A 20,613-nucleotide genomic window follows, 5' to 3' on the forward strand; every position below is an offset into this window, starting at 1 on the left:
TAAAATGGCAGAGGCAGGGTAACAACTATTGGTTAATGCATACTCGGATACGAAATCATATCCAAAATTTACCCCTAAACCTCCGCCATAACTTTTCTTAGATTATCAATTTCTATGTGTTTTTCGTTATTCCCTTTTCGACTATAAAAAGAATCATTATTCCAAATATGTATTAAGGCAATTTTTTCTTTCAGGATATTAAAAGTATTTATAACCCTTACATTTTTTTCCTTAAATTTTTTTTCGTCACTTTCTACAAAAATATTAAATAAATTATAATTAATGTAGTCAGTAATTGACAAATTTTCATCTCCTTTAGGTACAATATAGTATTCAAATTCAATTCCATGATAAGATTCAAAAATTTCTTTTAATATTTCAGCTAGTGATTTATTTTGTATTTCTAATTCTTCAACATAAAAAATATGTTTAGCATTCTTATCTTTAAGAACCATTTTATTTATTAAATTCTTTAACATCTTAGATATTATTTCAAAGTCTTGTTTTTCATTCTTTAAATCAATAAAAAATGGACTTTTTTTATAAATTACCTCAAAATAAACTCTATAGTTCAAAATAGGTAATATTTTATAAAAATGTGTTCTAATATCAGGATGATTCTCACAAGCATGAAATCCTTTTTCAATTTCTTTTAAATACTCAATAAAATAAAGTTCATCTTTTAGTTCCTCTTTCAATAACTTAATCGCATCAACCGATAGATTTGGGGTATCGGTTTTTAAGCAACCATAAAGAAAAACAGGTTGGTCATTATTTATATGACCACTTTCGTCAATATAATAATTATATATTCTTTTAGGTTTCATTACAGATGATTAATTAAAGTAAATTTAGGCAATATAAGACCGTTTTACTTAATTATAAACAAATTATACAGAAAAAAATAAATCAGTTTTAAAATCAATTAAAAAACATAAAATAGTACACAAATAAAACAAACAAGCGGTTTAAATAATATTTATTTGTATTATCTAAATCCGCTTTATTATTATTTAATTACGCTTTGGCTATTTTCGTTTTTCTCTTTATTATACGCTTTGTTTAGTTTATTTAGTTTTTAGGTTATTATTTATTACCCTTATTATATAATCTATCTAATTTCTTCTTTAATTCCACAATTAATTTACCTTTATAGTCAAAATCATCAGTAATATTAGTTCTGTAAATATTAATAAATTCCTCAAGTTTTTTCTTTTTATTATTTGTAATAACCGATTCATCAAATAGTTTTACACTTTCAATTACTCCATATTTTTTTATTCCCAAAAAAGTTAAATAATTTACAAAATCCGAATACTCTTTTAGTTCTACTTTTTTCTCTTTAGAAATTACATTTACAAAAACTATATCATTAAAATATTTTTCAATAGCTGGTGGTATTAAATTCCAATTTTCTTTTATCTTTTCTAATGTATCAAATTTCCCTTTAAAAGTAGTTCCCGATACTTTTTTAGCATTCATCTCAAAACGTAAAAAGTAGAATTTTTTAAAAACATTTTCTTTAATATCATCCCAAATAGAATTTTTATTCATCTCTAAAAACTTATCATAGAAAATTAGTTTATAGTTAGTAAAATGGAAATACAAAGAAGTTTCTTCAATAACTTCTCTTTCTCCATTTCGGTATTTAATAAAACAATCATTTATACCTCTCATTTCAGATTTTAACAAGAGAGTTAGTCCAAGTTCTACTTTAGTAACCTTTCCAGTCAATAACTTATTAAAATCAGTATCAAGTTCTTTGGCTATAAGTTTAATACAATCAATATATTCTTCAAAATTCAAATCTTTTCTCGAATTTTTCTGATAATACCATTTTCTAATACTTCCTTTAATACTCAACGAAAAAGTATCGTTTTTTTCATCAGCAGTAAGTAATAATTTCAACGAAAAACTTTTTTTAGGTAGCCTACGGTTGTAAATTCTCGCATTATAAAAATATTTTTCATCAGGACAATTATCTACTTTTTTAGGCTTCCAAGTTATATTTTCGCTGGGAGAATAATCTTTTAAAATAATTTTAATATTATCTACCATGTCTATCTTTTTTCAAAAAATCTTCCAAATCTTTTCTCAAAACCCAAATAGTAGCTTTAGGGGATTTTTGAGATGCTTTTAATCCTCTTCCACGCATTCTATCAAAAGTTTTTCGACTAAATTTATACTCATTTAAAACTTCATCAACTCTCAATAAATCCGTATCCAATTTGGGTTTTATAGTATTCTTTAAATTTTCTAAACTTTTGGCTTTTTCAGCTTCCAATTCTTTTTTAGTTCTGGCTAATTCAAGAATTTTTCGTTTAATCAATTTTTGGTTTAGTTTTCCTTTATTATCGTTATTTTCCATATTAAGTAAATTTTACAATTTTCATTGCGTTAGATAGCATTTCATCATCAGAATTAACATAACGTTCCGTCATTCTTATATCTTTATGCCCCATCATTTTCATTATATAAAAGGGTTGTACGCCATTTTTAGCTAACATGGATCCAAAACTATGTCTAGCTACGTGAAAAGTAACTTCTTTATCAATTTTAGCTATTTTGGCAATAGTTTTTAAATCTCTATTTACAGAAACATTTTCTCTTCTTTCAAAAATAAAATCTTTTGGCTTTTTACTTTTTACATTACATTTTACTAAAAGCTTTATAGCATACTGATTTAATGGTACTTCTACAGTTCTTTTAGTTTTTTTCATTACAACAACTATTTTTTTAAAATCAATTATGTTTTCTTTTCTAAAATTCATTACATCAGAAAATCTCAATCCTGTATAACAACTAAATAAAAATAAGTTTCTTGTAATATTCAATCCTTTAGTTAAGTTTCCAAGGTTCAAATCGGCATTTTTTATACTTTCAATTTCTTTAGAAGTTAAGAATATAGTTTTTACTTCTTCTTTAGGTTTTTTAATATGTTTACAAGGATTTTCATCAATTAATTTATCTATTACAAACTTATTTAATACTGATGAAAAAGTCTTTCTTCGTGTAGCAATACCACTTACACCAATACTTTTTTCAGTGGCTAAATAATATAAAAAATCTTCAATAAATTTTACATTAATTTCGTCAAGTTCAATTTCAGATTTATATTCTTTAAGTTGTTTTCTAAATAGCGTATAATGATATTGTGTGCCTTCTTCAATTTTTCTAAATTTCTTTTTACAATATTCATCAAAATAATAGAAGAAGTCTTTTTTTAAATTATTACCATTTATTTTTTCTTTAATCAATTCTCTTGTAAAAGGTTTACCCGATAAATCTAATTCTATTAAATCATTATAAATTTTCTTTTCTTCAAGTTGTAATTTTTTCTTCAAAATAGAATTTCCAGCACCTTTAGGACAATTTTTATCAAAATCCCATTCACTTAATTGCACATACAATTTAGCTGGTAATTTCAACGTTTTAGAGTTAAAAATTATCAAGAAATTCAAGGGATAAGTATCGTCTTTACGTTTTTTATCCTTTCTTAAAATTGTTTTTACAGAATAGTGATTTTTCATATTTTTCAAAAGTTTTAAATTTATATATATTTTACATAACTCCCTAAAATTTTTTAAAAAGCCGTTTTTTATAATTTTAACAAAACTTTAACTTTTTAAATCTGGGTATGAAAAAAGCGACTATTTAGAAGTCGCTTTCATTATTAGTCTTATAATGGTATTATTCTTTTAAGCTGAAGTCATAAGTTATTCTTCCAACTTGTCTTTTATTAGAATTAGGTTGCCATTTCGTTCTTAAAGCAGCAATTTTAGAGGCATTCAATAAACAAGCGGAATTATTTGTAGTTCCATTAACTCCAGCAATTGCATTAATAACATCTCCATTTTCATCGACAGTAATTTCAACAACAACTTTTCCTTGTTCATTACAATTATATTCAGGAACAGGCTTTATTATTGCTTTTCTATTACCAAAAGAATTTTCTATAATATCATTACCAGTTCCAGTTCCAGAATAGATTTTATCTTTATTAGATTTTAGACTATTCAAAACATCACTACTTTTTACATTCGTTTTTATCGGTTCATTTTCAGTTCGATTAACTTTTAAATCAAATGCTTTTATTCTTTTTCCAAATATTTTTTTCCCTTTACTATTAGTTACAAAACTTGTTTCAGCACCATATTCATAATAAAATACGGAATTACCAATTACTTCAACTAAATCATCTGGATTAATGCTTAAATCATTATCGCAAGCACCACTATAAAAGGAAAAAGTATCAATAAGTATAAATGGTTTATTATTTTTAATCGAATAAGTTGTTGCCCATCCAATACAACCATTTAAAGGATTTTCTCTAATAGTTATTTCATCAGCACCATCATTATCTAAATCACCCTCATTTATTATCATTAGTTCATTAAACTCTCTTTTGATAGGGGTTATTTCATTATTACTAAATTTTACTTTATATGTATCAGGTTCTCCGTCTTCAACAGGATTTCCAAAGCCTTTTCTTTCAAGTTCAAAATATACATATTCAGTTATTCCATCTCCATTAAAATCCCCATATGTTTTATTTTCAACTTTGGTGTACTTTTCTACATTTTCATCTTTTAGACCTACATTTTCAGTTTTAGAATTATCGGCGTTTTTATCATCTTCATTTTTTATACCTCCAAGATTATCCCATTCGGATTTATTTATAGTTAGAAAAACATTTCCAAAAACACCAATAGAGATTTTTTCATTAATCCCGTTAAACTTTATTCTTCCAATAGAAAAAAGTACATAATTATCTACTGAAAGGATTTCTCCAAAAGCGTTTTTAGCAAATGGTAAAGCCATTAATTCAAAGCCTTTAGTTTTAGCTAATTCGTTTTTATTTACAATAAATTCATTAAAAACTTTATCCAAGTGATTTTCCTTTTTAGGATTAGTTATTACAGCAGAAATTATTACTAAAGAGAGTAAGGCTAATAGTATGTATTTAGATTTCATTACAATAAAATTTCCGCTAAAATAATAATTTGTATAATATATGCGGTAAATTTTAAGCGGTATTTTTTACAATTTTCGCTCATGGAAGATTTAGAAAAAAATATCGAACTTAAAATAAATCAGATTTCCCAAAAACTCAAAGAAATCAGATTATCAAAAGGTTACACAAGCTACGAGACTTTCGCATACGAAAACGAACTTAATAGAGTTCAATACTGGAGGATAGAATCAGGAAGAAATATTACATTAAAAACTTTAATCAAAGTGTTAGAAATTCATAAAATTTCTTTGGAGGAGTTTTTCAAGGATTTATAATAGTTGTCTAAACATCTACTTTACCATACAAAACTCCTTTCATATATTCCCCAAGAGAACCTATAAGGAAGAATAAAAATATACAAAACCTAATCAATAAAGTTACAATTAAGGTTTTAGTTAGTATTACAAAAAAGTTAGTAAAAAAAGTACCTATATTTTCAGGTTCGGAGATGTCAATTAAAACAAATTTATAATCTAATAAATTTTTCAAAAAAATATCATTACACACCAATGATATAAGTAAAAGTACAATCGCAGAAAAAGCTATAATCAATGACTCTAACAAAACGAATGTAAATCTTCGAGTAAAGTTTCTCGTTCTTATAAAATTAGGTTTTAAGTCAGGATTTTTAGATTCAATTATTTCTTTTTTATACTTTTCATTTCTATTTAAAAATTTATCAAAAATTAATATCAGAATAGAAATAAATAATCCAATAAAAATGGACAATGAAGTCATTAAAAAAGTTGTTATTTTTTCATCAAATAGTTTTTCTACAAAAATGGATATCAACAGACTTACAATCAAATAATATTTATTAGAAATCACAACTTTTCCAAAAGTCAATGTAGGGTTAGTTGAACCACTTTTTTCTAATAGTTCTCTATTTCTCCATTTATAACTTTCAGAAAGTATTTTTCCAATATTCTTTATTATGTAATTATTAATCTTCATCAATAAAATCTTCGGGATATACCTCAGGGATTACAGTATCTTTAAGAGTTTCAATAGCAAATTTTTCTAATTCTTTCCATTTTGGAATTCTATTTTCCTCTAAACCAATATAGTTCTCTAAATATATAGTTGCTTTTATTTTTAATAAATCATCATCAAGAGTAAATCGGGTTGGGTTAGATTTAGAAGTTTCATCTTTAATATAAGCTACTTGATTATTAAAAGATTCAACATAGCGTGCGTCATTTCCAGGCACTTCAAATTTAATTTTTTTCATAATTTTTCTCCAAAATGAAAGATTATTAAGATTTACAGTCTTATCACTCGAAGAAACAACTAATTTTACCGTAAAATTACCAGTGGACTTAACATCCTCATCTAAGTCGCTAATTAGATACTGATTAGAAAACACAAACTTTTTTATCGTGCTAATTTCTTTAAAATCCTTTTGCATTTCTAAAGGCATAAATTCAGATAAAGTAGCATTATATGTAAACTTACTTACTTTAAATAGGCTTTTTACAAACGGCAAAAATATATCAGCTATTTGATCAGATGTATAGTTTTGTAATATTAACACACCAGTACTTTTATCCATAGGAGTATAAAGCAAGAAATAAAAATTATCTAACAAGATTGTAGCCTTATTTAATTTTTTATTATCGCCAAGAGGGTCATTTAAATTGCCTTCTTCTTTTCCAGTATCATAAAGTCCTCCTTTAACTAATCCGTGTACAATAAAATTTTTAGAATCTATTTTTACATCTTCATTGATAGAACTTTTACTTTTCTTTACATAAAAAGCCTTTTTCTTCTGATTATTAATTTCAAACTTTCCACTTATCTTATTAAAGATGTGTTGTAGAAAGGTCTTCATTAATAAATCTTCTTCAATATTTTCTTTAGCGGTTTTTCTACCTGTATTATAAACTTCAGAGAATACCTCTCTAAAAGTAACTTCTTTATCAGCTTTTACAGAATTTAAGTTTATTTTAAAAAACTCAATTTTTGGATTTCTTGCCATACTATTTATACTTCAATATATTAATACTTACTCTACAAATTTATTAATTTTTAAGAGTTTTTTATTTATAGAAAAGCAACAATATATTATAGTTATAAACAACTTAAAAACAAAGGGGGTAACTACGGGGGAAATAAGCGTGGCTAATATTTACCAATAATGACGAATATTGTCCAATAAAAAACCCGCAAATAGCGGGTTTTAAAGGTTTTCAGAATTTTTTATTCTTATATTTAGTGACCTCGACAGGATTCAAACCTGTAACCTTCTGAGCCGTAATCAGATGCGCTATTCAGTTGCGCCACGAGGCCGATTTTGTGAGTGCAAATATAGATATATTTGTGTAAATTGCAAACCCTAATAAGAAAAAAAGTAAATAAAAATGAACTTACAAGACTATATTCGTGATATTCAGGATTTTCCAAAACCAGGTATTGGTTTTAAAGATATAACACCTTTATTAATTTCACCTGAAGCAACTGCTTTTTGCCTTGAAGCATTGGTAAATTCATTACAAAATCATAAAATTGATAAAGTAATTGGTGTAGAAAGTAGAGGATTTTTCTTTGGGATGCTTTTGGCACAAAAATTAAATGCTGGATTTATTCCTGTTCGTAAACCTAAAAAATTACCTTTTACAACCATTTCAGCTTCATATGCTTTAGAATATGGTACCGATACTTTAGAAATGCATGTAGATGCTATTAAAAAAGGCGATAGAATTTTAATTCATGATGATGTATTAGCAACTGGTGGAACTGCCAAAGCTGTTTGTGAATTGGTAGAACAACTTGGAGGAGAAATTGTGCAAATGAACTTTCTAATGGAATTGTCTTTTTTAAATGGAAGTGAGAAACTTGAAGGAAAAGATATTTTTGCCGCCATAACATACTAAATAAAAAAACCATCCGATTTAACGGATGGTTTTTTAAACAAACTAAACCAATATTACTGATTAATTAAAAAGCGTATTTGTTTTCGCTAATAATTTTTGCAGCAATTTTTTCACGAAGACCAATTACATTTGGCATGTTCGTATATTTTGTAAAACGTTTTAATCCCATTAACATCATACGTTGTTCGTCGCCTTCAGCAAAAGAAACGATTCCTTCTTTTCCTTTTTGGTTTACGATATCTACTGCATGATATAAGTATAATTTTGCCATAGCAATTTGCTCCTGAACTTTGTCTTCGCCTTCTTTTTTAGCTAATTTCTCTGTTCTAAGAATAGTACTTTCAGCCATGTAGATTTCGATTAAGATATCTGAAGCAGCCATTAATAATTGTTGGTGTGATTCTAACTCTGGCCCGTATTTTTGAACCGCAGCACCCGCAACCATTAAGAATACTTTTTTCAATTTGGCAATCATTTCTTTTTCTTCAGCAAATAATTCTGAATAATCTGGAACATCGAAAGATGGAATTCCCATTAACTCTTCAGCTACAGCCATCGCTGGACCTAATAAATCAACGTGACCTTTCATTGCTTTTTTCACTAACATACCAACCGATAACATTCTGTTGATTTCGTTAGTTCCTTCGTAAATTCTTGCGATACGAGCATCTCTCCAAGCACTTTCCATTGGAGCGTCTTCTGAGAATCCCATTCCACCAAAAATTTGAATTCCTTCATCTGTACATGCTTGAACATCTTCAGAAACTGCTACTTTTAAGATAGAACATTCGATTGCGAATTCTTCAACACCTTTTAATTCAGCTTCTTGGTGCGAATTTCCTTCACTAACTCTAATGTTGATTCTGTTTTCAATATCTGCAGCAGCTCTATACGTAGCACTTTCACCTGCATAAGCATTTGTTGCCATTTCAGCAATTTTAGCTTGAATTGCTCCAAAACTTGAAATTGGCGTTTTAAATTGAACTCTTTCATTAGCATAGTTTACTGCTCCAGTAATTGTTCTTCTTTGTGCTTCTAAACAAGCAGCAGCTAATTTAATACGTCCAACATTTAAAGCATTCATCGCAATTTTAAAACCTTCACCACGTCCAGCCAACATGTTTTCAACTGGAACTTTTGTTTCGTTAAAGAAAACCTGACGAGTAGAAGAAGAGCGTATACCTAATTTGTGTTCTTCATCTCCTAATGAAATTCCGTTTGATGGATCATTTTCAACGATAAATCCAGTAATATTTTTATCATCTTCTATACGAGCAAAAACGATGAATACTGAGCAAAATCCTGCATTAGAAATCCACATTTTTCCACCTGTGATTTTATAATGCGTTCCGTCTTCTGAAAGAACGGCTTTAGTTTTACCAGAGTTGGCATCAGAACCTGCTCCTGGTTCTGTTAAACAGTAAGCACCAAACCATTCGCCTGAAGCTAATTTTGGTACATATTTTTGTTTTTGTTCTTCAGTTCCGTATAAAGTAATTGGCATAGTTCCAATTCCAGTGTGCGCTCCAAAAGCTGTTGAGAACGAACCTGTAGCTCCTGAAATATAATCACAAACTAAAACAGTGTTAACAAATCCCATTTCCATTCCACCATAAGCAGCAGGAACAGCAACGCTTAAATAACCAAGTTCACCAGCTTTACGCATGATGTCTTCTGTTAATGCATAATCTTTCTTTTCAAAGCGCTCTTTGTTTGGCCAAATTTCTTTATCAACGAATTCGATAACCGAATCACGCATCATAATTTGCTCTTCATTGAAGTCTTCTGGTGTGAAGATGTCTTCGCATTTTGTTTCTTTTACAAGGAATTGTCCTCCTCTGATGATATCTGACATAACTATTTATTTTTTTAGAGAAAAGAAATCTTAATTTCTATTCATTATTGGTTAATTATTTTTTTGGAACACAGATTGAAGAAATGGATAAAATTTTAAAAACTTCTCTAATTTTTCCAATCAGTGTTCCTTAATTTTATTTCAAAAATTCAAAAACTCCTGCAGCCCCTTGTCCTGTTCCAACACACATTGAAACGATTCCATATTTGCTGTTTCTCAGACGCATTTCATCAAACAATTGAACTGATAATTTTGCTCCAGTACAACCTAGTGGGTGACCTAATGCAATAGCTCCACCATTAACGTTTACGATTTCTGGATTTAAACCTAACTCTCTTACAACCGCTAAAGATTGGGCTGCAAAAGCTTCGTTTAATTCAATTAAATCTATTTGGTCTTGTTTTAATCCTGCTTGTTTTAATGCTTTTGGAATTGCGGTAACTGGTCCGATACCCATGATTCTTGGTTCAACTCCAGATGCAGCATAACTTACCATTCTGGCGATTGGTTCTAAGTTCAATTCTTTTACCATTTCTTCGCTCATGATTAAAACGAAAGCTGCTCCATCACTCATTTGAGAAGAGTTTCCAGCCGTAACCGAACCATCAGCAGCGAATACTGGTCGTAAGCCTGCTAAAGCTTCTACTGAAGTTCCAGCTCTTGGACCTTCGTCTTTATTTACCACGTAAGATTTGGATTCTTTTTTACCGTTTTCGTTGATAAAAGTTTGTTCTACTGTAATAGGAGCAATTTGTTTATCGAATTTACCTTCTGCTTGTGCTTTTAAAGCTTTCATATGTGAATGATAAGCAAACTCATCTTGGTCAGCACGCGAAACGTTGAATTGTTTTGCAACTGCTTCTGCAGTTAATCCCATTCCCCAATAATAATCTTCGTGACCTTCTTTTGTAACTTTATAATCTGGTGTTGGTTTATAACCACCCATAGGAATATAACTCATACTTTCTGCACCACCTGCAATAATACAATCTGCCATTCCCGATTGAATTTTAGCAGTTGCCATAGCGATAGTTTCAACTCCTGATGCACAATATCTGTTTACTGTAACTCCAGGAACATCTGTTATTTTTAATCCCATTAATGAAATTAAACGCCCAACATTTAACCCTTGTTCTGCTTCTGGCATTGCATTTCCTACCATAACATCATCAATACGTGCTTTGTCAAAATCAGGCAGATCTTTCATCATGTATTCGATAGTTTCTGCTGCTAATTCGTCAGGTCTTTTGAATCGGAATAAGCCTTTTGGAGCTTTTCCAACTGCTGTTCTATATCCTTTTACTATATATGCTGTTCTCATTTTTTAGTTTCTTAATGGTTTTCCTTTAGTTAACATGTATTGAATTCTCTCTAAAGATTTTCTTTCTCCAGTTAATGATAAAAATGCTTCTCTTTCTAAATCCAATAAATATTGTTCAGAAACTAAAGTTGCTTCTGATAAATCACCACCAGCCATTACATAAGCTAGTTTATTTGCAATTTTCTTATCGTGTTCAGAAATGTATTTTCCTGCTTCCATTTGATCAGTTCCTACTAAGAACATACCTAAAGCTTGTTTACCTAATACTTTAATATCTTTTCTTCTTACAGGTTGTGTATAACCTTGTTCATGCATTTGTAACGCTACTTGTTTAGCTGTTGCAATTTGACGGTCTTTGTTTACTACTACGATATCTCTTCCTTTTTGTAAAACGCCAGTATCAAAAGCCTCATAAGCAGAAGTAGCTACTTTTGCCATACCTACTGTTAAGAAATATTCCTGTAACACGTTTAATTCTACGTCATTTTTACGGAATAAATCAGATGCTCTCAAAGCCATTTCTTTAGAACCACCACCACCAGGAATTACTCCAACACCAAATTCTACTAATCCGATGTATGTTTCTGCAGCAGCAACCGCTCTATCAGCGTGCATTGTTAATTCGCAACCACCACCAAGCGTCATTCCGTGAGGAGCCGCGATAACAGGAATTGCAGAATAACGACAACGCATCATCGTGTCTTGGAACATTTTGATAGCCATGTTTAATTCGTCATATTCTTGCTCGACTGCCATCATGAAAATCATTCCTAAATTAGCTCCAACAGAGAAATTAGCACCTTGATTTCCAATTACTAAACCGTTGTAATCTTTTTCAGCAATGTCAATGGCTTTGTTGATTCCTTGTAAAACACCAGCTCCGATAGAATTCATTTTTGAAGTAAATTCTAAATTGATGATACCATCGCCTAAATCGGTAATGATGGAATCGCTGTTGTTCCATATTTTTTTGCTTTCGCGAATGTTATTTAAGATAATGAAAGCATCTTGACCAGGAACTTTTTCAACTTTTTTGTTTGTGATAGAGTAGAAGTGTGTTGCTCCGTCTTTAACAGAATAGAAAGAAGTAGTTCCTGAAGCCACCATATCCGTTACCCAAGAAGCAGGTTGGTAGCCTTCCGCTTTCATTAATTCGATTCCTTTTTCAACTCCGATAGCATCCCAAATTTCGAATGGACCATTTTCCCAACCGAATCCAGCTTTCATAGCATCGTCAATTTTGTAAAAAGCGTCAGTGATTTCAGGAATTCTGTTTGAACAATATTGGAACATTGAAGCGAAGTTTTTTCTATAAAATTCTCCAGCTTTGTCTTTTCCAGTAACTAAAACTTTGAATCTATCGATTGGTTTTTCAATCGTTTTGGTTAATTCTAAAGTTGCGAAAGATGCTTTTTTATTTGGTCTGTAAGTTAAAGTATCTAAATCTAAAGTTAGGATGTCTTTTCCTTCTTTTTTGTAGAAACCTTGTCCGGTTTTACTTCCTAACCATTTGTTTTCCATCATTTTGTTAACAAATTCAGGAAGTTTGAATAATTCATGCGCTTCGTCGTTTGGACAATTTTCATAAATTCCGTTAGCCACATGAACCAAAGTATCTAAACCAACCACATCTACCGTTCTAAAAGTAGCTGATTTTGGACGACCAATTACAGGTCCAGTTAATTTATCAACTTCTTCAACCGTTAATCCCATTTCTTTTACTTGGTGGAATAAACTTTGGATTCCGAAGATTCCAATTCTATTTCCAATAAAAGCTGGAGTATCTTTAGCAACAACTGAAGTTTTTCCTAAGAACTTTTCACCATAACCATTTAAGAAATCTAAAACTTCATTTGAGGTTTTAGGACCTGGTATGATTTCAAATAATTTTAAGTAACGCGCAGGGTTAAAGAAGTGCGTACCACAGAAATGCTGTTGGAAATCGTCGCTTCTTCCTTCGCTCATAAATTGAATAGGAATACCAGACGTATTTGAAGTGACTAAAGTTCCTGGCTTTCTATATTTATCAACTTGTTCGAAAACAATTTTCTTAATGTCTAAGCGCTCTACAACTACTTCGATAATCCAATCTGCAGTTGCAATTTTTGACATATCATCTGTAGTATTACCTGTAGTAATTCTTGAAGCAAAACTTGGATGATAAATAGGAGAAGGCTTCGATTTTAAAGCATTTGCTAAGTGATCGTTTACTAATCTATTTCTAACGGCTTTACTTTCTAGAGTTAATCCCTTTTTTTGTTCTGCTTCGGTTAGTTCGTTTGGAGCAATGTCTAATAATAAGACTTCAACACCAATATTTGCAAAATGGCAAGCAATTCCGCTTCCCATAATTCCTGAACCAATAACAGCAACTTTTTTAATATTTCGTTTCATTGTGTATAGGTTGATTATTTGTCGTTATAAATTTTTTTGTCGGCAATTAGTTCGTTTATAATTTCAGCTACTTCCATAAAGTGCTTTAATTTTTCTTCACTAACATGCTGTTTAACAGTTTCGTTAAATCGTAAAACTGTCTCTTTAGAAAGTTCTCTTTTTTCTTTCCCATCTTTGGTTAAATGGATAATAACACCTCTTCCATCAGTAGGATTCTTTTTTCGTGCAATTAATCCTCTTTCTTCCATAGATTTTAATGTTCTTGTTAAGCTAGTTGCTTCCATTCCCATTTTAGGACCTAATGTAGTAGATGGAGAACCTTTTTCTCTGTCGATACTTAACAATGCAAAACCTGTTGCCATTGTAGCTCCGTATTTTGCTGCTTCTTCATTATACATTCTTGCAACTGCTTGCCAAGTTGTGCGTAATGCATAATCTATAGTTTTATCTTTCATATTGGTTTATAATCAAAACTTTTTCAAATATAAAAAAAAAATACTATGCATGCATAGTATTTTTAATATTTTTTTTAAAATTTAACATTTAAAAACAGCAAAACCCACAAAATGTGAGTTTTATCGTTTTTATCCATAGATTTTATGATACAAATCAGAATATTTTTCTTTAATAATTTTTCTTTTTAATTTCATTGTAGGAGTTAGATGTCCATCGTTGATTGACCATACATCTGGAGTAAGTTCAAAACGTTTTACTTTTTCCCAATTTCCAAATTTTTCATTACTGTGGTCAATTTCTTCTTGAATTCTATCAATTACCATTTGGTTTGCACACAACTCTTCGTTAGTGTTGAATTTAAGATTATGTCTAGAAGCCCAATCTCTAACGAATTCAAAATTTGGTTGAATAAAAGCAGCTGGCATTTTTTCGCCTTCTCCAATAACCATTATTTGTTCAATAAAACGAGATTGTTTGAATGTGTTTTCTAACATTTGAGGAGCAACGTATTTTCCACCAGAAGTTTTGAACATTTCTTTTTTACGATCGGTAATTTTTAGGAAACCATCTGCATCAATTTCTCCGATATCGCCGGTGTGGAAATAACCATCTTTTAATGCTTCTGCTGTTTGAGTTTCGTCTTTATAATACCCAATCATAACATTTGGACCTTTACATAAAATTTCTCCGTCTTCAGCAATTTTAACTTCTACACCATCTAAAATTTTACCTACAGTTCCAATTCTAAAACTATTATTTCTCATATCATTTACAGAAATAACAGGAGAAGTTTCTGTTAAACCATAACCTTCCATAACTGGAATGTTAGCAGCACAAAAAACTTTTGTTAATCTGGTTTGAAGCGCAGCACTTCCTGAAACTAATAATTCTAATTCGCCTCCTAAACCTTCTTGCCATTTTGAGAAAATTAATTTACGAGCTATTTTTAATTTGAATTCGTAGAAAGCTCCATTTTGTTTATATGGTTTGTATTCCATACCTAAATTTAATGCCCAGAAGAAAAGCGCTTTTTTGATTCCAGTTAAATCAGCACCTTTAGCATAAATTTTATCGTAAACCTTTTCTAATAATCTTGGTACAACCGACATTACATGTGGTTTTACTTCTTTTAAGTTATCAGATATTTTTTCAATACTTTCAGCAAAGTAAATAGAGATTCCGTAATACTGATATAAATAGGTCAACATTCTTTCGAAGATATGACAAATAGGTAAGAAGCTCATAGCTCTTGTATCACCTGCTCTTAATGGAACTCTTGGAGCACTCATTAAAACATCAGAAACAATATTTTGATGACTTAACATTACACCTTTTGGTCTTCCAGTTGTACCCGAAGTATAAATAATAGTAGCTAAATCTGTAGTATTTACATTATTTTTTCTGTCTTCAACAACATCCTGATTAGAATTGTCGGCTCCTAATTCTAAAACTTCTCTCCAGCTTTTACAGCCTTCAATATCATTATATGAGAAAACATCTTTAAGTAACGGAACATTTGCTTTTATACTTTGTAATTTTTCATACACTTCAATATCTGAAACAAAAACATATTGTGATTCCGAATGATTTAAAATGTATTCATAATCTTCGGCTGAAATAGTCGGATACATTGGAACAGTTTGTGCACCAGTTTGTAAAACACCAATATCTGTAATATGCCACTCCGTTCTGTTATTGGATGAAATGATTGCAATTTTATCATTTTTATTTACTCCTAATCGAAGTAAACCTCTTGAAATAGCGTTTGCTTTATCTAAATATTCTTGAGTAGAAGTTTTTACCCAGTTGTCTCCGTATTTAGTTACTAATGCATCTTTTAAATTATACTTCTCTAATTGATAGTATGGGAATTCAAATAAGCGTGTAATACTGTTCATAATTCGCAATTATTATTTCATGCAAATTATAAAAATAAAATTAATTAAGCAATTTTTTAAATTATTGATAATCTATTGATTAGTATTTTGGTAAATTAAAAATACTATGCTTGCCTACTAATTTTTTACTAATTGAGAATATGTAATGATGATTATTGAAATTAAAGCTAAAAATATTCCGAAATAATTCCATTTTGTCATTTTTTCCTTAAAAAGTAGAATTCCGGCTAAACTTCCTAAAATAATTACACCCATATTCATTCCGGCAAAAACTGTTGATGGATTTTCAGATAAAGCTTTGTGTGCTTTTAGATAAAACAAGATATTTCCAAAGTTTAATAATCCTAATGCTAATCCTAAAAGGCAATTCTTTAGTTGAATTTTCTCTTTTTGATTAATAGCTTTAAAGATTAAAAATAGGATAGAAATTAAAAAAGCACCACAAAAGATAAAGAATAAAGAAGTGGTAAAACCTAATTCAGTAAAAACAGCTATTTTTTTAAATAAAATATCAATAATTCCGAATCCTAATAAAACTAATAATGGATATATCCAATTAGAAGATTTCTTGTCTGATTTTTTATTTAAAGTAAAGAAGATTGCTGAGAAACCAACTATGAATCCAACTATTTTAAGTGAGTTAAAACTTTCATTAAATAAATAATAGGAAGCAATTAAAGGGATAAATAACGAAAGACGTTGGGCAATATCTGTTTTTACAATTCCTGTTTTTTTAATAGAAATAGCTTGAATGACAAAGATTACTGGTAAAAGTATTGACAAACTGATAAAAAGATTATAAGGAATTTTATCGTAGCTTTTTATTACTTCTGGTTGATAAACTATATAGGTTAGGAGTAAAGCTGATAAATAATTAAATGTAATCAATTGAAAAATATTCAAATTGTAACGTTTGGCAACTTTTAAAAAGATACCAACTGAAACACTACAAATTACACTTAAAATAACAAACCACATATTCTTTTATTTTGACACAATAGTACAAAAAAAGCATCTTATTGAAAAGATGCTTTTTTATAAAGTTTTATTAATTTTATTTTTGATTTTCAATCCATTTTCGAGCATTAACAAATGCTTCTAGCCATGGAGAAACTTCATCTTTTTGTCCGCGTTCAGGATAGTTTGCCCAGTTCCAAGGGAAAGTTGAACGTTCAATATGCGGCATCATTACTAAATGTCTTCCTGTTGTATCACACATCATAGCTGTATTGAAATCTGAACCATTAGGATTTGCAGGATAACCTTCGTAAGCATATTTTGCTACAATGTTGTATTTATCTTCACCATAAGGTAATTTAAATTTACCTTCTCCGTGTGAAATCCAAACGCCTAACGTTAATCCTTCTAAAGAAGATAGCATTACAGAATTATTCTTTTGAATTTTTACTGAAGTAAAGCCACTCTCGTGTTTGTTTGAAGTATTGTGATGCATTTTTCCATGAACTTCGTGTTCTGGATTAATCAATTCTAATTCCATTAATAATTGACATCCATTACAAATTCCAACAGAAAGTGTATCTTCTCTTTTGAAGAAATTTTTCAAAGCTGTATTTGCTTTTTCGTTGTATAAGAAAGCACCAGCCCAACCTTTAGCAGAACCTAAAACGTCAGAGTTAGAGAAACCACCAACAGCTCCAATAAACTGAATGTCTTCCAATGTTTCACGACCTGAAATTAAATCCGTCATGTGAACGTCTTTTACATCAAATCCAGCCAAATACATTGCATTTGCCATTTCGCGTTCCGAATTACTTCCTTTTTCACGAATGATAGCTGCTTTTGGTCTAGTTCCTACAGGAATTTCGGGTTTTTTGCCATCAAAGTTAGCAGGGAACGTAAATTCTAATGGTTGGTTTTTATAGTTCGCATAACGCGCTTCTGCCATACCATTTCGAGATTGTTTTGTATCTAATAAATACGATGTTTTGTACCAAGTATCTCTTGTTTCAGTAACTGAGAAATTAAAGTTATCATTTCCATTTTTGATTGAAACGAAATCACCTTCTACAACCGAACCAATATTGAAAATTTCAATTCCGTTTGCTTTGAAAGAGCCTTCAACTTCAGCATCTGCTTGGAAAACAACTGCAATATTTTCATTAAATAATGCTTTCGCAGAATCCGATTCTCCTAAAGCAGATAAATCGTAACTAGCGCCAACACCAACTTCAGAAAACGACATTTCTAATAAAGTTGTGATTAAACCACCACTTCCAATATCATGTCCTGCTTTAATTTTTCTTTCTTTGATTAAATCTTGTAACGTATTGAATGCTTTTTTGAAATAATCAGCATTTTTAACGGTTGGAACTTCCGAACCAACTTTATTTAAAATTTGATAGAATGAACTTCCACCTAATTTGAAAGAATCTTGTGATAAGTTTAAGTAGTAAATGTTGCCACCATTTCTTTTTAAAACAGGCTCAACTACTTTAGTAATATTAGAACAATTTCCAATAGCTGAAATAATAACCGTTCCCGGAGCAATTACTTCATCATTTGGATATTTTTGTTTCATTGATAACGAATCTTTTCCTGTTGGAATATTTATTCCTAATTCAATGGCAAATTCCGAACAACCTTGAACTGCATCATATAAACGAGCATCTTCACCTTCGTTTTTACAAGGCCACATCCAGTTTGCTGATAACGAAACCGATTGTAAACCATCTTTTAATGGCGCCCAAACTAAGTTAGATAAAGCTTCACCAATTGAATTTTTAGAACCTGCAACTGGATCAACAATAGCTGAAACAGGAGAGTGTCCGATAGTTGTAGCAATTCCTTCTTTTCCTTTGAAGTCTAATGCCATTACACCTACGTTATTTAAAGGCAATTGTAATGGTCCAGCGCATTGTTGTTTTGCAACGCGACCACCAACACAACGGTCTACTTTATTCGTTAACCAATCTTTACAAGCAACCGCTTCTAACTGTAAAACTTGGTTTAAGTAATTTGGAATTTCTGAAATCGAATAATCAGGATTTGCATAATTACGAGCTACATTTTTGTCGTTCATAATGGTTTTAGGAGAACTTCCGAAGAAATCTTCTAAAGCATAATCCATAGGTTTTGCACCTGTGGTTTTCGATTCAAATGTAAATCTATGATCGTTAGTAACATCACCAACAGTATACATTGGAGAACGCTCTCTTTCAGCAATTCTTTGTAAAGTGTCAATATCTTTTTCACCGATAACCAATCCCATTCTTTCTTGAGATTCGTTACCAATAATTTCTTTAGCCGAAAGCGTTGGGTCACCAACTGGTAATTTGTCTAAATCGATTAAACCTCCAGTAGCTTCTACTAATTCAGACAAACAGTTTAAGTGTCCACCAGCACCGTGATCGTGAATGGAAACAATAGGATTATTATCACTTTCTACTAAACCACGAATGGCATTTGCAGCACGTTTTTGCATTTCAGGATTCGAACGTTGAATTGCATTTAATTCAATTCCAGAACCAAAAGCTCCAGTATCTGCAGATGAAACTGCAGCTCCACCCATACCAATTCTATAATTTTCACCACCTAAAATAACGATTTTATCGCCTTCTTTAGGTTCGTGTTTTATCGCTTGATCTAATTTTCCATATCCAACACCACCAGCTAACATGATTACTTTATCGAAACCTAATTTACGTGCTTCTTCTTCATGTTCGAAAGTTAAAACAGAACCTGTAATTAATGGTTGCCCAAATTTATTTCCAAAATCAGAAGCTCCATTTGATGCTTTAATTAAGATGTCCATTGGTGTTTGATACAACCATTTTCTTTCTTCCATTCCTTTTTCCCATGGGCGCGTTTCTTCTAAACGAGAATAAGACGTCATGTAAACAGCAGTTCCAGCTAAAGGTAATGAACCTTGTCCACCTGCTAAACGGTCACGAATTTCTCCACCAGAACCTGTTGCAGCACCATTGAAAGGCTCAACAGTAGTAGGGAAGTTGTGTGTTTCTGCTTTTAATGATAAAACTGAGTCAAATTCTTTTTCTTGGTAGAAATCTGGTTTGTCAGCGCTTTTAGGAGCAAATTGAGTTGCTTTAGGACCTTTTACAAAAGCTACGTTATCTTTATAAGCTGAAACAATTTCGTTTAGATGTGTTTCAGATGTTTTCTTAATTAATTTGAATAATGAAGTTGGTTTTTCTTCACCATCAATAACAAACGTTCCGTTAAAAATTTTATGACGGCAGTGTTCTGAATTCGCTTGTGAAAAAGCAAAGATTTCAGAATCCGTTAATTTTCTTCCAATTTTGTTTGATAAGTTATGTAAGTATTCAACTTCTTCAGCACTAAGTGCCAAACCTTCTTGTTGGTTATAAGCATCAATATCTTCAATTTCTAAAATTGGTTCAGGTTGAATATTGATTGTATAAATTTCTTGATGTAATTCCGAATATTTTTGAGATAACATCGGATCGAAATCTGAAAAATCAGCATCCACTTTTTGGAATTCTTCAATACGAATAATTCCAGAAATCCCCATATTTTGAGTAATTTCAACAGCATTGGTACTCCATGGCGTAACCATAGCGGCACGAGGTCCAACAAAAAAATCCGACAATACGGATTTTTCTATTTTATGTGCGTTGCCAAAAAGCCAATTTAATTTGTTGATGTCTTCTGATGAAATCTCGTTTTGCGTTTGAACAGCAAAAACAGTGTTGGATTGGTTTCCGAAGAAATGAATCATTGTATGTAGTTGTTTTATTCCGTTGCACTCCATGTAGTTTGGATTACTTCGGGTGTGTTGTTGTTTGAAAGTGCAAATTTATTCT

16 protein-coding genes and 1 tRNA gene are annotated in these 20,613 nt (G+C 30.6%); 2 read left to right on the top strand and 15 right to left on the bottom strand.

Going from position 1 to position 20,613, the window contains the following annotated elements; translation table 11 throughout:
- Window positions 1–74: 74 nt before the first annotated feature.
- From LOS89_RS05695 to LOS89_RS05715, 5 genes are all read right to left on the bottom strand, one after another.
- Entirely contained in the window at window positions 75–827 is a 753-nt protein-coding gene (locus tag LOS89_RS05695) for a DUF3800 domain-containing protein (protein WP_231836868.1), read from the bottom strand.
- A 259-nt stretch (window positions 828–1,086) separates the two neighbouring features.
- A complete protein-coding gene (locus tag LOS89_RS05700) occupies window positions 1,087–2,058 on the bottom strand; it encodes a hypothetical protein (protein ID WP_231836869.1) in 972 nt (323 codons plus the stop codon).
- Window positions 2,048–2,368 carry a hypothetical protein gene (locus tag LOS89_RS05705; protein WP_231836870.1) on the bottom strand — a complete coding sequence of 107 codons (321 nt, stop codon included), beginning with the start codon at window positions 2,366–2,368 and terminating at the stop codon, window positions 2,048–2,050. The genes LOS89_RS05700 and LOS89_RS05705 overlap by 11 nt, the downstream gene beginning before the upstream one ends.
- A 1-nt stretch (window position 2,369) precedes the next feature.
- Complete coding sequence (locus LOS89_RS05710) at window positions 2,370–3,530, bottom strand: tyrosine-type recombinase/integrase (protein WP_231836871.1); 1,161 nt, start codon at window positions 3,528–3,530, stop codon at window positions 2,370–2,372.
- A gap of 160 nt (window positions 3,531–3,690) precedes the next feature.
- On the bottom strand, window positions 3,691–4,974 hold the full coding sequence (locus tag LOS89_RS05715; protein ID WP_231836872.1) for an energy transducer TonB family protein: 1,284 nt from the start codon (window positions 4,972–4,974) through the stop codon (window positions 3,691–3,693).
- Window positions 4,975–5,055: 81 nt separating this feature from the next.
- Here LOS89_RS05715 and LOS89_RS05720 point away from each other — a divergent pair, with 81 nt between their 5' ends.
- A complete protein-coding gene (locus LOS89_RS05720) occupies window positions 5,056–5,289 on the top strand; it encodes a helix-turn-helix domain-containing protein (protein WP_231836873.1) in 234 nt (77 codons plus the stop codon).
- A 7-nt stretch (window positions 5,290–5,296) separates the two neighbouring features.
- Here LOS89_RS05720 and LOS89_RS05725 read toward each other — a convergent pair whose 3' ends face one another.
- From LOS89_RS05725 to LOS89_RS05735, 3 genes are all read right to left on the bottom strand, one after another.
- Entirely contained in the window at window positions 5,297–5,968 is a 672-nt protein-coding gene (locus LOS89_RS05725; protein WP_231836874.1) for a hypothetical protein, read from the bottom strand.
- The gene (locus tag LOS89_RS05730; RefSeq protein ID WP_231836875.1) at window positions 5,958–6,992 is read right to left on the bottom strand and encodes a hypothetical protein; all 1,035 of its coding nucleotides are present in this window, start codon (window positions 6,990–6,992) and stop codon (window positions 5,958–5,960) included. Before LOS89_RS05730 ends, LOS89_RS05725 begins: the two co-directional genes overlap by 11 nt.
- A 237-nt stretch (window positions 6,993–7,229) precedes the next feature.
- Window positions 7,230–7,303 (bottom strand) — tRNA-Arg (locus tag LOS89_RS05735).
- A 71-nt stretch (window positions 7,304–7,374) separates the two neighbouring features.
- Here LOS89_RS05735 and LOS89_RS05740 point away from each other — a divergent pair.
- Window positions 7,375–7,887: an adenine phosphoribosyltransferase gene (locus LOS89_RS05740; protein ID WP_231836876.1), complete on the top strand. Its 513-nt coding sequence runs from the start codon at window positions 7,375–7,377 to the stop codon at window positions 7,885–7,887.
- Between the two features lie 64 nt (window positions 7,888–7,951).
- Here the strand turns inward: LOS89_RS05740 and LOS89_RS05745 are convergent, their stop codons facing one another.
- From LOS89_RS05745 to purL, 7 genes are all read right to left on the bottom strand, one after another.
- On the bottom strand, window positions 7,952–9,742 hold the full coding sequence (locus LOS89_RS05745) for an acyl-CoA dehydrogenase FadE (protein ID WP_231836877.1): 1,791 nt from the start codon (window positions 9,740–9,742) through the stop codon (window positions 7,952–7,954).
- Between the two features lie 136 nt (window positions 9,743–9,878).
- Entirely contained in the window at window positions 9,879–11,063 is a 1,185-nt protein-coding gene (locus LOS89_RS05750) for an acetyl-CoA C-acyltransferase (protein ID WP_231836878.1), read from the bottom strand.
- A gap of 3 nt (window positions 11,064–11,066) precedes the next feature.
- Window positions 11,067–13,457, bottom strand: a complete 2,391-nt coding sequence (locus LOS89_RS05755; protein WP_231836879.1) for a 3-hydroxyacyl-CoA dehydrogenase/enoyl-CoA hydratase family protein — start codon at window positions 13,455–13,457, stop codon at window positions 11,067–11,069.
- Window positions 13,458–13,471: 14 nt separating this feature from the next.
- Window positions 13,472–13,912 carry a MarR family winged helix-turn-helix transcriptional regulator gene (locus LOS89_RS05760; protein ID WP_231836880.1) on the bottom strand — a complete coding sequence of 147 codons (441 nt, stop codon included), beginning with the start codon at window positions 13,910–13,912 and terminating at the stop codon, window positions 13,472–13,474.
- A gap of 129 nt (window positions 13,913–14,041) precedes the next feature.
- A complete protein-coding gene (locus tag LOS89_RS05765; RefSeq protein WP_231836881.1) occupies window positions 14,042–15,811 on the bottom strand; it encodes an AMP-dependent synthetase/ligase in 1,770 nt (589 codons plus the stop codon).
- Window positions 15,812–15,928: 117 nt separating this feature from the next.
- Window positions 15,929–16,789 carry an EamA family transporter gene (locus LOS89_RS05770; protein WP_231836882.1) on the bottom strand — a complete coding sequence of 287 codons (861 nt, stop codon included), beginning with the start codon at window positions 16,787–16,789 and terminating at the stop codon, window positions 15,929–15,931.
- A 76-nt stretch (window positions 16,790–16,865) separates the two neighbouring features.
- Window positions 16,866–20,528 carry a phosphoribosylformylglycinamidine synthase gene (gene purL / locus LOS89_RS05775; RefSeq protein WP_231836883.1) on the bottom strand — a complete coding sequence of 1,221 codons (3,663 nt, stop codon included), beginning with the start codon at window positions 20,526–20,528 and terminating at the stop codon, window positions 16,866–16,868.
- Between the last annotated feature and the right edge of the window lie 85 nt (window positions 20,529–20,613).

The organism is Flavobacterium channae (genome assembly GCF_021172165.1).
Lineage (GTDB): Bacteria > Bacteroidota > Bacteroidia > Flavobacteriales > Flavobacteriaceae > Flavobacterium > Flavobacterium channae.

What these genes read in the sequence shown, in the direction of transcription:
- LOS89_RS05695 (WP_231836868.1), bottom strand. Translation starts at nt 827, where the DNA reads ATGAAACCTAAAAGAATATATAATTATTATATTGACGAAAGTGGTCAT.
- LOS89_RS05700 (WP_231836869.1), bottom strand. Translation starts at nt 2,058, where the DNA reads ATGGTAGATAATATTAAAATTATTTTAAAAGATTATTCTCCCAGCGAA.
- LOS89_RS05705 (WP_231836870.1), bottom strand. Translation starts at nt 2,368, where the DNA reads ATGGAAAATAACGATAATAAAGGAAAACTAAACCAAAAATTGATTAAA.
- LOS89_RS05710 (WP_231836871.1), bottom strand. Translation starts at nt 3,530, where the DNA reads ATGAAAAATCACTATTCTGTAAAAACAATTTTAAGAAAGGATAAAAAA.
- LOS89_RS05715 (WP_231836872.1), bottom strand. Translation starts at nt 4,974, where the DNA reads ATGAAATCTAAATACATACTATTAGCCTTACTCTCTTTAGTAATAATT.
- LOS89_RS05720 (WP_231836873.1), top strand. Translation starts at nt 5,056, where the DNA reads ATGGAAGATTTAGAAAAAAATATCGAACTTAAAATAAATCAGATTTCC.
- LOS89_RS05725 (WP_231836874.1), bottom strand. Translation starts at nt 5,968, where the DNA reads ATGAAGATTAATAATTACATAATAAAGAATATTGGAAAAATACTTTCT.
- LOS89_RS05730 (WP_231836875.1), bottom strand. Translation starts at nt 6,992, where the DNA reads ATGGCAAGAAATCCAAAAATTGAGTTTTTTAAAATAAACTTAAATTCT.
- LOS89_RS05740 (WP_231836876.1), top strand. Translation starts at nt 7,375, where the DNA reads ATGAACTTACAAGACTATATTCGTGATATTCAGGATTTTCCAAAACCA.
- LOS89_RS05745 (WP_231836877.1), bottom strand. Translation starts at nt 9,742, where the DNA reads ATGTCAGATATCATCAGAGGAGGACAATTCCTTGTAAAAGAAACAAAA.
- LOS89_RS05750 (WP_231836878.1), bottom strand. Translation starts at nt 11,063, where the DNA reads ATGAGAACAGCATATATAGTAAAAGGATATAGAACAGCAGTTGGAAAA.
- LOS89_RS05755 (WP_231836879.1), bottom strand. Translation starts at nt 13,457, where the DNA reads ATGAAACGAAATATTAAAAAAGTTGCTGTTATTGGTTCAGGAATTATG.
- LOS89_RS05760 (WP_231836880.1), bottom strand. Translation starts at nt 13,912, where the DNA reads ATGAAAGATAAAACTATAGATTATGCATTACGCACAACTTGGCAAGCA.
- LOS89_RS05765 (WP_231836881.1), bottom strand. Translation starts at nt 15,811, where the DNA reads ATGAACAGTATTACACGCTTATTTGAATTCCCATACTATCAATTAGAG.
- LOS89_RS05770 (WP_231836882.1), bottom strand. Translation starts at nt 16,789, where the DNA reads ATGTGGTTTGTTATTTTAAGTGTAATTTGTAGTGTTTCAGTTGGTATC.
- purL (WP_231836883.1), bottom strand. Translation starts at nt 20,528, where the DNA reads ATGATTCATTTCTTCGGAAACCAATCCAACACTGTTTTTGCTGTTCAA.